This window comes from Staphylococcus sp. TCBT05 (assembly GCF_055179755.1).
In genome coordinates this window covers 1,101,711-1,118,183 of sequence record NZ_JBUQDQ010000005.1, presented here as the reverse complement: position 1 = coordinate 1,118,183, position 16,473 = coordinate 1,101,711, and the positions used below count along the sequence as shown (strand labels likewise).

General features: G+C 33.8%; 15 protein-coding genes. 7 read left to right on the top strand and 8 right to left on the bottom strand.

The annotated features are described in order from the left end of the window. The first annotated feature begins 90 nt into the window (after nt 1-90). Nucleotides 91-1,047, top strand: coding sequence for a 2-hydroxyacid dehydrogenase family protein (locus ACY191_RS04970; protein ID WP_042739135.1), 957 nt, complete (start codon nt 91-93; stop codon nt 1,045-1,047). Nucleotides 1,048-1,165: 118 nt separating this feature from the next. Here ACY191_RS04970 and ACY191_RS04965 read toward each other — a convergent pair whose 3' ends face one another. The 7 genes from ACY191_RS04965 to ACY191_RS04935 form a co-directional block, all read right to left on the bottom strand. Further along, a complete protein-coding gene (locus ACY191_RS04965; protein ID WP_229366620.1) occupies nt 1,166-2,296 on the bottom strand; it encodes an FAD-dependent monooxygenase in 1,131 nt (376 codons plus the stop codon). 142 nt (nt 2,297-2,438) lie between these two features. Further along, complete coding sequence (locus ACY191_RS04960) at nt 2,439-3,215, bottom strand: N-acetylglucosaminidase (protein WP_042739137.1); 777 nt, start codon at nt 3,213-3,215, stop codon at nt 2,439-2,441. 28 nt (nt 3,216-3,243) lie between these two features. Then, entirely contained in the window at nt 3,244-3,507 is a 264-nt protein-coding gene (locus ACY191_RS04955) for a hypothetical protein (RefSeq protein ID WP_162846353.1), read from the bottom strand. Between the two features lie 157 nt (nt 3,508-3,664). After that, nucleotides 3,665-4,129 (bottom strand): helical membrane plugin domain-containing protein, encoded by a 465-nt coding sequence (locus tag ACY191_RS04950; RefSeq protein ID WP_107579664.1) that lies wholly within the window; start codon nt 4,127-4,129, stop codon nt 3,665-3,667. Then, on the bottom strand, nt 4,129-7,083 hold the full coding sequence (gene fdhF, locus ACY191_RS04945) for a formate dehydrogenase subunit alpha (RefSeq protein WP_229366619.1): 2,955 nt from the start codon (nt 7,081-7,083) through the stop codon (nt 4,129-4,131). Before fdhF ends, ACY191_RS04950 begins: the two co-directional genes overlap by 1 nt. Nucleotides 7,084-7,767: 684 nt before the next feature. Beyond that, nucleotides 7,768-8,715 (bottom strand): LCP family glycopolymer transferase, encoded by a 948-nt coding sequence (locus tag ACY191_RS04940; protein WP_371664162.1) that lies wholly within the window; start codon nt 8,713-8,715, stop codon nt 7,768-7,770. Nucleotides 8,716-8,861: 146 nt separating this feature from the next. Beyond that, nucleotides 8,862-9,653: an inositol monophosphatase family protein gene (locus ACY191_RS04935; RefSeq protein ID WP_229366618.1), complete on the bottom strand. Its 792-nt coding sequence runs from the start codon at nt 9,651-9,653 to the stop codon at nt 8,862-8,864. 441 nt (nt 9,654-10,094) lie between these two features. Between ACY191_RS04935 and ACY191_RS04930 the strand changes: the two genes are divergently transcribed. Next, nucleotides 10,095-10,787 (top strand): helix-turn-helix transcriptional regulator, encoded by a 693-nt coding sequence (locus tag ACY191_RS04930; RefSeq protein ID WP_042739143.1) that lies wholly within the window; start codon nt 10,095-10,097, stop codon nt 10,785-10,787. Between the two features lie 24 nt (nt 10,788-10,811). Here the strand turns inward: ACY191_RS04930 and ACY191_RS04925 are convergent, their stop codons facing one another. Beyond that, nucleotides 10,812-11,543 (bottom strand): CPBP family intramembrane glutamic endopeptidase, encoded by a 732-nt coding sequence (locus ACY191_RS04925; RefSeq protein WP_229366617.1) that lies wholly within the window; start codon nt 11,541-11,543, stop codon nt 10,812-10,814. Between the two features lie 166 nt (nt 11,544-11,709). Between ACY191_RS04925 and ACY191_RS04920 the strand changes: the two genes are divergently transcribed. The 5 genes from ACY191_RS04920 to ACY191_RS04900 all read left to right on the top strand — a co-directional run bounded on the left by ACY191_RS04920 (nt 11,710) and on the right by ACY191_RS04900 (nt 16,468). Beyond that, nucleotides 11,710-12,039 carry a hypothetical protein gene (locus ACY191_RS04920; RefSeq protein WP_042739145.1) on the top strand — a complete coding sequence of 110 codons (330 nt, stop codon included), beginning with the start codon at nt 11,710-11,712 and terminating at the stop codon, nt 12,037-12,039. A 93-nt stretch (nt 12,040-12,132) separates the two neighbouring features. Beyond that, a complete protein-coding gene (locus ACY191_RS04915; protein WP_229366616.1) occupies nt 12,133-13,185 on the top strand; it encodes a MupG family TIM beta-alpha barrel fold protein in 1,053 nt (350 codons plus the stop codon). 2 nt (nt 13,186-13,187) lie between these two features. Continuing rightward, a complete protein-coding gene (gene murQ, locus ACY191_RS04910; RefSeq protein WP_229366615.1) occupies nt 13,188-14,075 on the top strand; it encodes an N-acetylmuramic acid 6-phosphate etherase in 888 nt (295 codons plus the stop codon). Nucleotides 14,076-14,150: 75 nt separating this feature from the next. Next, the gene (locus ACY191_RS04905) at nt 14,151-15,593 is read left to right on the top strand and encodes a PTS transporter subunit EIIC (protein ID WP_229366614.1); all 1,443 of its coding nucleotides are present in this window, start codon (nt 14,151-14,153) and stop codon (nt 15,591-15,593) included. Beyond that, nucleotides 15,593-16,468 (top strand): MurR/RpiR family transcriptional regulator, encoded by an 876-nt coding sequence (locus ACY191_RS04900; protein WP_042739363.1) that lies wholly within the window; start codon nt 15,593-15,595, stop codon nt 16,466-16,468. Before ACY191_RS04905 ends, ACY191_RS04900 begins: the two co-directional genes overlap by 1 nt. The last annotated feature ends 5 nt before the right edge of the window (nt 16,469-16,473 follow it).

Genomic DNA, 16,473 nt, shown 5'->3' with positions numbered 1-16,473 from the left:
GTGTTTAGTTATTTTATTTCATTTTAAATATAAAAATTTGTTAAGCCCATATTTATTTACTATACTTTGTATTAAAGGAAGTGATTATTAATGGTAAAAGTTTATATCGCAGGACCTATTCCTGAAGCAGGACTTAAAGCACTTGAACAAGCTGGTGCTGAAGTTGAAATGTATGATGGTAAAGGAATTATTGATCAAGAGACATTAAAGTCAGGTGTCAAAGATGCTGACGCATTAATCAGTCTATTATCAACGAATGTTGATAAAGATGTCATTGATGCAGGAAATAAATTAAAAATAATCGCAAATTATGGCGCTGGATTTAATAATGTCGATACTGCCTATGCTCGACAAAAGGATATCGACGTTACTAATACGCCCAAGGCTTCGACTAATTCAACAGCTGAATTAACATTTGGACTCGTGTTAGCTGCGGCAAGACGTATTGTTGAAGGCGATAAATTATGTCGTTCAACAGGATTCGATGGTTGGGCTCCTTTATTCTTTAGAGGTCGAGAAGTGTCAGGCAAAACAATCGGTATCATAGGCTTAGGTGAAATTGGTGGTGCAGTTGCGAAAAGAGCAAAAGCTTTCGATATGAATATTCTTTATACTGGACCAAATCAGAAAAAGGATAAAGAGCGCGAAATCGGCGCAAAATATGTAGATTTAGAAACGCTTTTAAAGCATTCAGATTTTGTAACGATTAATGCTGCCTATTCTACAGATTTACATCATTTAATCGATACACCTCAATTTAAATTAATGAAGCCGACAAGCTATTTAATCAATGCATCACGTGGGCCAATTGTCCATGAAGCAGCACTTGTCGAAGCATTACAAGATAAACTGATAGAAGGTGCTGCTCTTGATGTCTTTGAATTTGAACCACAGATTAACGAAAAATTGAAATCACTTGATAATGTAGTCATTACACCACATATCGGAAATGCAACATATGAGTCACGAGATATGATGGCTAAAATTGTTGCGAATGATACATTAAGTAAACTAGAGAATAAAACACCAAAATTTATAGTAAACTAGTGATTTTCGACAATTTACATGCACCTACTAAAAAGAGAAGCCCTTAAATGAAATCAGTAGACTTCATTTAAGGGCTTCTCTTTTAATTGTATTTATATGTTCAACATAACTTTCATAGCTACTTTAATTTTGTTTTGTATAAGAATTTTGTTTGCGCACTGGCTAGTTGGTTTGGCATAATTTTAACAACAAAATTACGCAAAGCGACTAATAACTTATTTGATTTTTGTGCTATTTTCCCAATATTTCTAGAACGTTTAATTACTTTTTTAGTATGTTTAACACGTAATTTATCATAACGTTGCAAAGCTTCATCGAAATCATACTGCGCAAGGCAATTAGCTAATACAATCGCATCTTCCATCGCTTGTCCTGCGCCCTGTCCCATGTTTGGTGTCATAGCATGTGCTGCATCCCCTAACAAGACAACACGTTGATACACAAATGACTTCAGTGGTTGTATATCATAAATATCATGAAGTAAAATATCTGTTTCGCTTTGTTTGTCTAATATCATTCTTACTTCATTTGGAAAATGATTAAATCTTGCTTGTAAATGAGGTTTACCAAATGCTTTATACTTTGCATCATGCGCTTTAGCATTAATAGAAATAAACCAATAAGCCTGATGATTTAATAAAGGAACAATGCCTACTCTACCTTTTGTAGCCCAATATTCTTTAGCAACCTGTTCTTCTTTTATATTTACATCGTCTACTAATCCTCTAAACACAGTATACCCTCTATATATCGGCTTACTATCTGGTAATATATATTGTCTAACATTTGAATGAATGCCATCTGCAGCTATACATAAATCAAATGCTTCATCTGCTTGAGATTGAGATTCAAATTTCAATGTCACTTTAAGTGGTTCACTTTCAATTGTTTCCACACGGTGTCCAAAATAAAGATATTGTGATGGTACATAAGATTGAATAACATCTACTAAATCTTGACGTTTCACCGTCAAATTAACAGTCTTTTTCTTTAATTTCACATTAGATAGCGTATTACCTTTATCATCTAGCACTGCCATTTGCTCTATTTCATGTCCGATATTTCTTATGCCTTTCGCTAAATCATGATTACCTAACTTTTCAAGGACATTGCCCCCGATACCTATCCCTGCACCAATTTCAGTTATATCTTGTTTCTGTTCAAATACCTTTACGTCATGACCTTGCTCAATCAGTAACGCTGCAGTCGTTAAACCACCGATACCTGCACCTACTATACCTATCTTCATCATTTTCACTCCATCTATCATTAAACTTATTTGTTCTTACTAGCCTGTGTTTTTTAATGAATTCCTTAATTACTTTACAAAGAAAAAAGATAACACCTGTATTGATTACATCGTTATCCTTTATTCATAAAATATTGGTCCATTATAAATAGTAATCTTTATAAACATGATCCTTTTTAATACCAAACTTGTCATAATAATGTTGCATAAAGCGTGCAATATTACCGTCCCATGCGATATCAGAAGCATATTGATGTTCCCCTGGTGCTTTAGGGTTCCAACGCATTTGATATAATGTAATTTGCTTTTTATCAAAGTAATTTTTACGAACAAATTTTGCGCCACCCATAATTGCACGTTTAGGCGATGTCCAAGATTGTTTCTTAGCATAACTACTTCCTGTGTGCACTGCATTCTCATCAAACGCACCTATGCCAAAGAAATTATAATACTTTTTACCATCATCTTTAATGCCTTTTGCCAATTCTGAACGACCATGACCTGTTTCAACTAAAGCATGACTTATCAGATATAGGACATTTACATCATACTTTTCCTGAGCTTTAAGAAAAGCCTTTGCTTGTCCTTTTAAAATACCTTTATCTTTTAATATTTGATTCAATTCATGCTCAGACATAGGTACCTTTTCTGAAATATCCATATAATTTAGATTTTCATATTCATTATCAATGTCCATAGCTTGTTTCACATCTGCTCTTGAAGCATCAACAAATTGACCTTGTTCTTCTTTCATGTTTAATGCATTACCATCTACTTGTTTACTCACGGCCTCATTAAATGTGTTTGTCTTCTGGTTATCAAATAAAGTCGTTTCATTGATAATCAGTAACAGAACAAAAACAGCTAAAATAACGATCAATAACACGACCGAAAGTCTTTGCGTAATTAATTGCTTCATTTTCAGAAAAACTCCCTAACTTACACAATTATTTAGTTAATGTAATATATGCAAATATAATCGCAATTAGCACAATTGCAAACGACACATTGATAGCAATCTTCATTCCTCTTCTATCTCTAAATAACGTATTGAAGATTGTGAGACTTATCGCTAATGAGACAACAAACATTGTAATTGCCATCATTATATTCATTGTAATCAAGAACACAATTCCCAATACTAGAATAACATTGGAAATGATGGCCATGACTTTTATCATTTTCGGATTAATATGTCTTCCTCTCCTCATCTAAAAAACTAATATTAAACTCTAATACTAGAAATTGTATCATATTTAAGCATTTTGCAATATGTCATTTTCTAAACAATAAAACAGACCAAGATAGAAAATAACTTTCTCCTATCTTGGTCTGTTACATGTCATTCTGTGAACACATACTATTATATTAGCGTGACATACCTCTCAGCATATTCAACATATAAGTTAAACTGCGGTTCATTTCATCGTCTTTTAAAATACTCATTAATCCGGTGATAGATGTTTTTTGGTTTGGGTTTGCTTGGTTTGCTACATGCAAACCTTTATTGACTTTGTTTAGCATTGTAGATAAATCATTTACATTTAAATCACCTAATAAGAATACGAGTGAAGCCATATTTGAAATTAACCCAGTATATTGTTCTTTATTTAGTTCTACAGCAAATTTATTGGCGATTACTCCTCGACTTTTAACTGCGCCAGACAGAGCATCTAATATTTTAGCGTCATCTAATGTACTAATTAGATTAATTGCTTTTAAGATACTATCTTTATTAGCAACAATTGCGTCTGTTACTTCAGCCATACTTTCTTGCTTGATTTCTGCTTCTGTCTTCTCCATGCGTTTTATTTTAGTTATTCTTTCAGCCATTAGTTATCCACCTGACTTCCTGGGAAAGTATAGTCATCACGTCTCCATTTATCTTCAACTCTAACACTATATTGTGGTTGGCGCTGTTTATTCACCCGGAAATTCGTAGGATTAAGTGGTGACTTTCCTCTTCGTGTTTTTACTTCCATTCGACAACTTGTACGTTTATATGATGGTGTATCTGTATCTTTATCAACGTCACTATTGGTCAATAAATTAATTGCACCATTGTCACCATGCAACATTGCATTGTTATTTAGAGGGATATATATTTCTTTACCTTTAACTCTATCAGTAACATGCGCTACCAATTCCGCTTCTCCAGTTTCAGAAATAAGCTTGATTTCTGCACCTTCATGGATGCCTCTGTCTTCAGCTAGTTCAGGTGAAATCTCTACAAATGCATTAGGCATTTTGTATTCTAATCCTGGTACCTTATATGTCATATTACCTTCATGGAAGTGTTCTAATAATCGACCGTTATTTACATGTAGATCATAAACTTCATTCACTTTGAAGAAATTATCAAATGACAGTGGATAGAATTTCGCTTTACCATCATCAAAGTTAAATCCTTCTAGATACAAGGTTGGTTCATCTGTACCATCTGCTGCAACTGGCCATTGTAAACTGTTATAACCTTCTAAACGCTCATAATTTACACCTGAATAAAGTGGTGTCAATCGTGCAACTTCATCCATGATTTGACTTGGGTGTGTATATCCCCAATCATATCCTAATGATTTCGCCACTGCTTGAATGATTTGCCAATCAGGTTTAGAGTCTCCCTTTGGTTCCAATGCTTGATAGATACGTTGAATTCTTCGCTCTGTATTTGTAAAAGTTCCAGTTTTTTCAAGTGATGGGCTGGCAGGCAAGACAACGTCTGCATATGATGCTGTAAAAGTGAAAAACTCATCTTGTACTACAAGGAAACCAACCTTTTCTAAAGCTGCTTGTACAAAGTTGATATTCGAATCAACAATACCTGTATCTTCCCCGTATAAATATAAAGAATCAATTTCACCTTCATGAATACCTTCCATCATTTGATGATTATCACGTCCTGGATGACTTGGTAAACTTTCACCATATTCTCTTTCAAATCTAGCTCGTACTTCATCATCAGTAACCAATTGATAACCTGGGAATTGATCAGGCATACTACCCATATCACTACAACCTTGTACATTGTTATGTCCTCTAAGCGGATAAGCACCTGAACCTGGCTTTCTATAATTGCCTGTTGCTAATAATAAATTAGAAATTGCAGTAGACGTATCACTACCAATATCTTGTTGTGTTACACCCATTGCCCAACAAATCGATACTGATTTTGCATTGACAACTTGGTGTGCAAAATCAATCAGCGCTTCTGCAGTTATACCCGTTGTTTCTTCTGCAAAGTCCATTGTAAATGGTTCTAGAGACGTTCTATATGCTTCGAAATCATTCACCCATTCATCAATAAATGCTGTATCATGTAAATCATTGTCGATAATATATTTCGTTACCGCAGATAACCAAACTAAATCTGTGCCTGGTTTAGGTTGATAGAAATTGTCAGCACGTTCTGCCATTTCATGCTTTCTAATATCAAATACATTTAATGTATTTTGATAAAGTTTATGACCTCGTTTAATTCTTGATGCAATGACAGGATGTGCCTCAGCAGTGTTTGTACCAATAAGTACGACCATATCTGCAATTTCTAAATCATCTATAGAACCAGAATCTCCACCATGCCCCACTGTTCTAAATAGACCTTTAGTTGCAGGAGCTTGGCAATATCTTGAACAATTATCTACATTATTTGTACCTATAACTTGGCGCGCTAACTTTTGCATTAAATATGATTCTTCGTTTGTAGCTTTGGAGGAAGAGATAAATGCTAAACCGTCTGGACCTAATTTATCTTTCACCTTAGTAAAATTGTCTGATACAACTTGTAAAGCTTCTTCCCACTCAACTTCTTCGAATTGACCATTTTTTCTTACTAATGGCTTAGTCAAGCGTTCATCTGAATCAACATAATCCCAACCAAATTTTCCTTTCACACATGATGATATTTTATTGGCCGGTGATTCATGCTGTGGTTGCACCTTTAGTACTTCTCTATCCTTTGTCCATACGTCAAATGAACAGCCAACACCACAATAAGTACATACTGTCTTCGTTTTCTCAATTCTTTCTTCTCTCATGGCAGCTTCAGAATCAGATACTGCAAATAAAGGACCATAGCCCGGTTCTGCTTTTTTAGTTAAATCTATCATCGCGGCTAAAGAACCGGGTTCTAAATCTGTCATATAGCCCGCATTGCCTTCCATATTGACTTCAAGCATGGCATTACAAGGACATACCGTTGCACATTGACCACAGCCAACACATGAGGAATCATTAATTGTTGTATCATTATCCCAAATAACACGTGGTTGTTGTCGCTCCCAATCTATTGTCAAAGTCTCATTGACTTGAACATCTTGACAAACTTCAACACATCGTCCACATAAAATACATTGATTTGGATCATATCTGTAAAAGGGACCATAATCTTTTTCATATGGCTTTTCTTTATATTCGTACGTTTGATGCTCAAGTCCCCACTGATCCATTGTATTATGAATTTCACAATCACCATTATTATAATCACACACAGTACAATACAACATGTGCTTCTCTAATATGCGATCAAGTGCTTCCTTTTGGCTTGTTTGTACATTATCTGTTTGTGTATTAACCACCATTGGTCGATCAATCGTTGTACTACACGCACGTCCAATTTGGCCGTCAATCTCAACTGTACAAGTATCACAAGTTTGAATAGGTCCTAGCGATTCGTTATAACAAATCGAAGGCACAAATGTATCTTGTGATTTAATAAATTGCAACAAATTCGTGCCTGGTTCAACAAGATAGTCTTTACCATCTAAAGAAACGATTAAATGTTCCTGCATTCGATTCACCCCTGTTTTTATAATATACTGCCCGTATTATTCTCATTGTTGTTCAACAACATTCCATCATAAAAGCCCCACACTTTTTAGGTAATGTTACTTATATTGTAAACGTATTTATTATGAATGTTAAGGCATTCTGTATTCCATTCCCTTTTTTAATACAATTCAATATCCTACTATTCCAAAATATAATAAAACATTTTTGTATTATTGTTTTGTCAGTCATTTATCATTACAGCTTGTTCACCAAACTAAAGTATAGATTTGTATTTTTTCTATGCCACTTCCACTATATAACTCTAGGCATATAACAATAAATTTTTAAGATGTTTATGCCACAACAATATGAGTTCATTTATTTCTAGATCGTATTAAGTTTATGACAAAAAAAGTAGAACTACACTGTCAATTTTATTTGACGATTGTGACGTTCTACACTTATATATAAATTATTTTTTTCAGGGATTGAAATTTAGCTGAAGTATTTTTCTGTATCATTTCATTTATAGAAAAAGGTTGCTCGAGCGAAAGATTCTTAAAATCTTAACTCGAGCAACCATTGAAGTCATTAAATTTATCTTTAGATACTCATTTAAATTAAAACGTGCTTTGCTTGTAACAACAATTTATTATCATGAATAATTTACCTCACCTTGCTGTTCAGCTATCACAGGTGCTGTTCTAGTAAATACCTAAATTATCTTTAATACTAGATTCAATTTCACTTAATGAGCTTTGACTAGGTACAAAATAATATAAGCCATCATCTTGTATGCCGCCTTCACCGTCTAATTGGTGCTTATTAACTGTCTTATCTGCATCTTTATAGTTGCTTCTAATTTTATTTAATTCACCTATTGATAAGTCTGTTTTCACATTCTCTTTAATATGATTCATAATCGAATTAAAATGAGTGATTGAATTTACACTTGATAACTTACTTGCTAAACCTTGAATTACAATTTGTTGTCGTTCTTGACGACCAAAGTCTCCACCAGCACCGCTTTCTTTTCTACTTCTGATAAATGCCATTGCAGCATCACCATCTAAGTGTGTTTTTTCGCCATTATTAAATTGGTGATTTTTATATGAGAATGTCGCATTACTTGTTACGTCGATACCACCAACTGTATCAATCATATCTTTCATGCCATCCATATCTATCGTAGCGTAATGATCAATTGGTACATTTAATAATTTTTCAACAGATTTCACTGCCATATCAGGACCACCATAAGCATAGGCATGATTAATTTTTTCGGTTGTACCTTTACCTACAATCTTAGCTTGTGTATCCCTTGGAATACTTACAATTTCAGTTGTTTTCTTTTTAGGATTAATCGATAGCACCATAATTGTATCACTACGTTGACCATCGCCTTCAGAAGCTCTCTTCGCATCAGAGTCTACACCAAACAATGCAATTGTAAAAGCATCACCATCATCTAAACTGACATTCTTATCTCTTAGTGACGATTTATCTCTATCTAATGGATTATGTATTGATCCACCGACTGAAAAGATTTTATATCCTAAATAAATAACTGCTATCAAAGCAAGTATGGCTAATATACCGAAAAACCATAAAAATAGCTTTTTACCTAGTCCCATTTTCTTTTTTCCGTTCATTCTAGAGCGATTCACTCTTATCATTCCCCATTCTATATTCAGTTTTCAACTTAAATTAATAACTACATTATAAATGAATTTATACAATTTAGCATAGTGCTTAAGACCTAAAAATTTGATAAAGTATGATATTTTAGAGTTACAATTTACTTTTTATAACCCGCTCCTGAATTTAAAACGTCTAACATCTCTTCATGACAACCTGGATTACTGATAATGAATGGACCAGCCGTCGCATAATCCAAAGGTTTATTGTCTAGTGTCGTAATTTTCAACCCTAGCTCACTTGCAAATAAAAATTGCGCCGCGATATCCCATGGCTTTGGATTCGTATTGATATGCAAGCCAAATTGACCGTTGATCACACGAACAGAATCTAAACCACATGAGCCAATAAAACGATGACTAAAGGAAGCGTCAAATAATTCTTGCATTTTATTTGCATTTATAACTAGTGCATTAAATGACACAACGGCATCCTTTAATTCAATGGATTCCGGTTTTTCAAGTGGCGCACCATTAACATATGCACCATACCCTTTTACTGCTTTATATAATTTCCCGTGTGGATAATCATAAATATAAGACAACATTGGTACACCATCTACAAAATAACCTAATATAATGCAATAGTCTTCTTGTTGTTTCACTAAATTTGCGGTTCCATCAATTGGATCCATAATCCATACATGTCCCTCATGAGGGTGAACTTCTTCATTGGTTTTTTCCTCTGCAAATAGTTGATGTTCAGGGAATGTTTCAGTTAAAAACTGCTGGAATCTTTGTTGAATCGTTTTATCAACATTAGTTACTAAATCAAACCTATTCTTCTTGGTTGTAGTTACCATCTCATCGATTAATGCTGGTATAATATCATCTAACGAAGCGAGCCACGCTCTGACAGAATCGTCTATAAAAATTAATTGTTCTTTTTCCATGTCTACACCTCTTTTTATATTTATAATCTTTATGTATAGATTTAGCTATGTATAATTTCGTCTCATTTTATCATAATTCGTAACAGAAAATATATGCCCAAAGTTAATCATCTAACATTTTTTTCATATATTGCAACAAACATAAATAAAACCGACTAGCTTTGCTAGTCGGCTAAATAGAAAGGAAAGTAAGTAATAAATATTGAAGATGTTTGTTTAGTAACTCGTACGAATAATTGTTAACAAAACTATTATGTAATAGCCTACCCCTTTGTCAACTATTCGTTACCCCCTTGTTACTATATACAATACTAACATAAGACTTGAAAAAATGTAAGCGTTTTCTCTAATTTTTTTGTTTATTTTTTCTAAATGTCGTCATTGTCACTTTTATGATATAATAATTGTAATATGTAATCATATTGGGAGGTGACTTTCTTCATGAATAAACGCGAACGACAAAACAAATTGGTTCAAGCAATTCAAGAAAATAGGCAAGTTACTGCTTCAGAATTAGCGTCTGAGTTAAATGTTTCAAAGCGTACCATTTTAAGGGATATTCAAGATTTAGAGGATCAAGGCGTTAAAATTTTAGCGAAACACGGTAAATTAGGTGGTTATCAATTACAAGAAACACCGAATAGCTATGACATTGAATTAACTGAAAATCAACTTTCAGCATTATTTCTTGTATTAAATGAAAGTCAATCTTATTCAACACTTCCTTACAAAGAAGAAATTCAAGCAATAATCAAAAAATGTTTAAATTTACCCTACACAAAAATGAGACGGACGTTAAAAAAATTAGACCGTTATATTAAATTTGACACGCCACCACACACAACATTGCCAACTTTATTTTCGGATGTATTAATTTACTGTACAGAGCGTAATGTAATGGCTATGGAGCATGGGCTTGATGATATGAATCGCACTGAGAATGTAATTTTCATTGGATTACTATGTGAAGAAGGTTTATGGAAAGCAGTCGTCTTTGAAATTGGATTAGGTAAAACTAATACAATCCCGATTGAGGATATACAAGATATTTCTTACTCATTCGAAAAAACAATAAAGACACAAGATATAACAATTAATAATTTCCAACAGTTTTCTAATCCAACTGAAAATTAATTCAGTTGGACTTTTTATTGACCTTTATTGGTACATCATCAAAACAGTAATAATAAAGGACACCAGGTTATTCAACATATGTAAGCTGAAACTAACGATTAATTTATTCTTCGTCTTAACATATGCATATACTAAAGCAACAGCTAAGATAAAATAACTACCAAACTCAAATGGTGAGGCTGCACTACTTACATGCATAAACGAAAATAATATAGCAGAAATGACTCCCATTACCTTAAAATTAAACACTTTCCCCAATTCACCTATCATTAAATGTCTAAATATAATTTCCTCTACTAATGGTGCTGCAATAACAATTAATAAAAAAGAAAATGGTAAAAATTGTGGATTTTTAAATAATATTTGAAGTTGCATTTCATTTTGTGTTTCGCTAAACCCCCATCCGCCTGGAAGATATTGCACTACAAAGTTATATAAATATGATGCAACAAACATGATTATAAATATTCCGACTAACCAAGCTTTGTTTTGTTTAATGACTTCTACACCTGTATTAAATTTTGTATAAAAATCATTCATATGTAAAAAGTAAAAAATAAAAATAGTTGTCATATATGCTAATAATTGTATTAATGAACCGAGTAATACCTCACTACTCGAATTTAACCCCTCTACAAATTGATGTCCAAAACGCATTACAACTATAGATAAACATTCTATTATTAAAAACAAACTTACAACTACTATAAAATCTTTCCAGGTTACTTCGCGAAACCGTAACATAACTTTTTTCATTTTGTTCATACCTTTCTTGCTAAATATCTACCGACTTTATTTATATTTATTAACGATGCCTAGCATGAACGTTACCCAACTATATTTAAATTAAGCACAGTATATCATCTAAATCAACGGAGCAAAAATATTAACCCTATTATTAATCATTATGGAGGCGATAATCATGCAATTAGAAGAACTCTTAACTATCTCAGAAAGCGTACAACAATTACTTAATTTAATAGAGGTTTATAAATTTGGCATTGTCACCGAACATAAGAAAAAGGACCAATTTCAACAGGAATTACAACAATTTATTGAGCAAGAATATATCAAATTGAAAAACTCCCCCTTCCGTCATACTTCGCTTATCCACTATAATTACTATCATTTTCTAGAAGATTTCAAATTTCAACCTATTGAAGAATTCACTGTAGGTAATACCATCAAACATATTTCAAACATTCAGCAAAGATTACTCAAGATACTACACTTTATCAAATTATATTTGTAACAAAATTTCACAATACATTAATTTTTAATCTTAAATTGTAATTTGATTACACATATTGTACAATGAAAACGATTACAGATTGGAGGTATAGATATGCCAGGTTTTTCAGTTTATTTAGGTGAGCCATTCAATAAATCTTATATTAAATCGATGGTCGACTTTGGATATGATAGTATCTTTACTTCGGTGCAAATACCTGAAGAAGATGAACAGTTAAAGTATCAAAAACTAACAGAGCTGTTAGATTATCTAGACCATTATGAAATACACTTCATTATCGATATTAATCCAGCATTACTAACTCAAACATTGTTCCAAATTTTACAACGCTATACAAATGCACATTTTATTATAAGGATTGATCATAGTACCTCTGTTGCTACGGTAAATTCTATTATCAATGCAGGCTTTAAATGTTGTTTGAACGCGAGCACTGTTACTACCTCATTATTAACTCATCTTAAACAAACAGTAAGTGATTTTTCAAATATCATATATTGCCACAATTATTATCCTAGACCGGATACGGGACTTTCCGAATCATTTATCACACAACAAAATATGCTAATTTTACGTTTTAATCCTGAAGCACATATCTTTGGTTTCATATCCGGTAGTCAAAAGCGAGGTCCTATATTTAAAGGTTTACCAACCATAGAAGCTTCACGTAATCATCATCCTATAGAAAGTGTGACAACACTAATTCAAGCAAAGACCACAGATTATTTAATTGGTGACCCTTATCTCGAGGAAACTATGGCACAACAACTCTATCAAGCAATTCAGCACAGAAATTTCATATTACATTTAAAATATTATGACAATCATATCCCTACAATACTTCAAGCATCACACACAGTTCGCATTGACAATCCCGAACATGTCATACGCTCACAAGAGGCACGACATTATCTGAATGACACAATTCAACCAATGCATACAGTTGAACGACTTCCAGGGCATATCACACTAGATAATACATTAAACGGGCGTTATGAAGGCGAATTACAAATCATCAAAGAGCCGCTTCCAGAGCATCCAAATGTCAATGTGATCGCTAGAGTTATCACAGCAGATTTACCATTAATCTACTGTATGCAATCAGGAGATTCATTTTCATTTAAAAATCAACCAAAGGAGATGTAATAATGAAACAAAAATCGACCGAATCTCGAAATACAGCATCAATGCATTTAGATGAAATGACTATCGTCGAAGCACTGCAAACCATGAATGAAGAAGATAAAAAGGTGCCACAAGAAATAAGCAAAGTAATACCCCAACTTGCTGAAGTCATTGAAATCACAATAAATAGGTTTAATAACGGGGGCAGAATTATTTATTTAGGCGCTGGAACTAGTGGTAGATTAGGTGTATTAGATGCAGCTGAGTGTGTACCTACGTTTAATACGACAATAAACGATGTGATCGGACTTATCGCTGGTGGTCAACGCGCATTAACCGTAGCTGTTGAAGGTGCTGAAGATGATCCTGCACTTGCGCGAGAAGATTTGACTCATATCCATCTTTCAAACAAAGATGTCGTCATTGGAATTGCTGCAAGTGGTTCGACCCCATATGTCCAAGGCGGTATCAAATGTGCAAATGAAGTTGGTGCACATACGGTAGCAATTTCTTGTAATACTGACACACCGATAAGTAGCCTAGCTAAACAAGCAATAGAAGTAGATGTAGGACCAGAAATACTTACCGGCTCTACAAGATTAAAGGCAGGGACTGCACAAAAATTAATCCTGAATATGATATCTACCATCACAATGGTAGGTGTTGGAAAAGTCTACGATAATTTAATGATCGATGTCAAAGCTACGAATAAAAAATTAATCGATCGTTCAATTCGTATCATTCAAGAAATTTGTGATATTTCATATGACCAGGCTAAAATTCGTTTTGAAGAATCCGGTCAGAATATAAAAACTGCAGTCGTCATGCAACTCTGTAATGTAACTAAACAAGATGCTGAACAAAAACTAGTCGACAATCATGCTCTACTTAAACGTACAATACAACAATAATATTTCTAACATTCAAGCATTCCAATTTCAAAGTACAACTAAACTGCTATTACCCTTATGTCAGGAGGTCTATATATGAACAAAGAACAAAAATTAGCACAACAAATTACTGATGCAGTTGGAACTATGGACAATATTGATAACATTATTAATTGTATGACTCGCGTTCGTATTCAAGTCATTGACGAACAAAAGGTAGACTATGCAAAACTCAAATCAATTGATGGTGTTATGGGAGTCGTTAAAGACGACCGTGTTCAAGTTGTTGTGGGACCCGGTACCGTTAATAAAGTCGCAGGTTACATGGCGCAAAGTAGTGGCGTCAAATTAGGTGAAACAATCCCACATGGTACAACGAATTTTAAGCAAGATGCAGAAGCAAAAGCCGCACAGAATAAATCAAATTATAAATCTAAACAAAAACACGGTAAATTTAATAAGTTACTAAAGACTATTGCTAATATATTTATACCTCTGATTCCAGCATTTATAGGTGCTGGTTTAATTGGAGGTATTGCCGCTGTATTAAGTAACTTACTTGCAGGTGGACAAATATCGGGAGCCTGGGTAACACAACTGGTGACTGTATTTAACGTCATAAAGGACGGTATGTTGGCTTACTTAGCAATCTTTACTGGTATTAATGCAGCTAAAGAATTTGGTGCAACACCAGGGCTTGGTGGTGTTATTGGTGGTACCACACTACTAACTGGTCTTACCGATAAAAATACGATTACTAACATCTTTACTGGCGAACCGCTTCAAGCTGGTCAAGGTGGTATCATTGGGGTTATATTTGCTGTTTGGCTTTTAAGTATCGTTGAAAAAAGACTTCATAAAATTGTCCCTAATGCAATTGATATCATTGTCACTCCAACAATCACTTTATTTATAATTGGTTTACTTACAATTTTTATCTTTATGCCTTTAGCAGGTTTTATATCAGATGGTCTCGTTCATATCATCAATGGCATTATTGATATTGGTGGTGTATTTAGTGGCTTTATTATTGGTGCTTTCTTCTTACCTTTGGTAATGTTAGGATTACACCATATATTTACCCCTATTCATATTGAGATGATAAATCAAACGGGTGCAACTTACCTGTTACCAATTGCTGCAATGGCGGGTGCTGGTCAAGTTGGCGCAGCATTAGCTTTATGGGTTAGATGTCGTAAGAATACAACACTCCGCAATACTTTGAAAGGTGCCTTACCTGTTGGCTTCTTAGGTATTGGTGAACCATTAATTTATGGTGTAACCTTGCCCCTCGGCAAACCATTCTTCACAGCTTGTATTGGCGGCGGTATTGGTGGCGCAGTAATCGGAGGCATTGGACACATTGGTGCGACTGCAATTGGCCCAAGTGGTATATCACTATTACCATTAATTTCAGATCATATGTATCTAGGATATATAGGAGGACTGCTCTCAGCTTATGCCGGTGGTTTTATTTTTACTTATTTATTCGGCACAACTAAAGCTATGAGAGAAACTGATAGTTTAGGTGATTTATAATGACGAATTTACTTTACAAAATTGATAAGCAGTATCCTGATTTTACAAAAAGTGAAAAGAAAATAGCTGATTTTATCTTAAATGCTCCACACAAAATTATTGATATGTCTGTACAAGACTTAGCATTAGCAATCGATACGAGTACAGCATCAATTGTACGATTTAGCAGGAAAGTTACAGGCAAAGGGTTCCAAGAATTAAAAATTGCACTATCACGTTATTTACCAGAAGATACGACAAATAATACTCACCTTGAACTTGTTGCAAATGAATCAGTTGATACACTTAAATCAAAGATGTTATCACGTGCGACAGATACTATGAATTTCGTTGCAACGCATATTGATGCTAAAAGTATAGATGAAATTTGCCATGTGATAAAGCAAGCACGCAATATATTTATCTTCGGTTATGGTGCATCATTTGTTATAGCTACTGATTTGTATCAAAAATTATCACGTATCGGGCTTAATGTCCGATTAGTGCAAGAGACACATTTGTTTATAACAACACTTGCGACACACGATAATCAAGATTGTATTATATTCATTACGAATCAAGGTAGTCATAGTGAATTACGTTCAATGGCTAGTGTCGCAAGTGATTATAATATTCCTATAATCACAATTTCTAGCACAGCTGATAATCCCATAGCACAAGTTTCAAACTACAAGTTAATTTACGGACAAACCGATGAGAATGAATTACGTATGGCAGCAACCACTTCACTGTTTGCACAATTATTTTCAGTTGATGTGTTATATTATCGTTACATTGCATTGAATTATGAATCATCTCTTGATTCCATCACACAATCTAAAATGGCACTCAATAATTATCGAAAGCATTTATCTTTAATAAAATTTAAACATTAACGTTT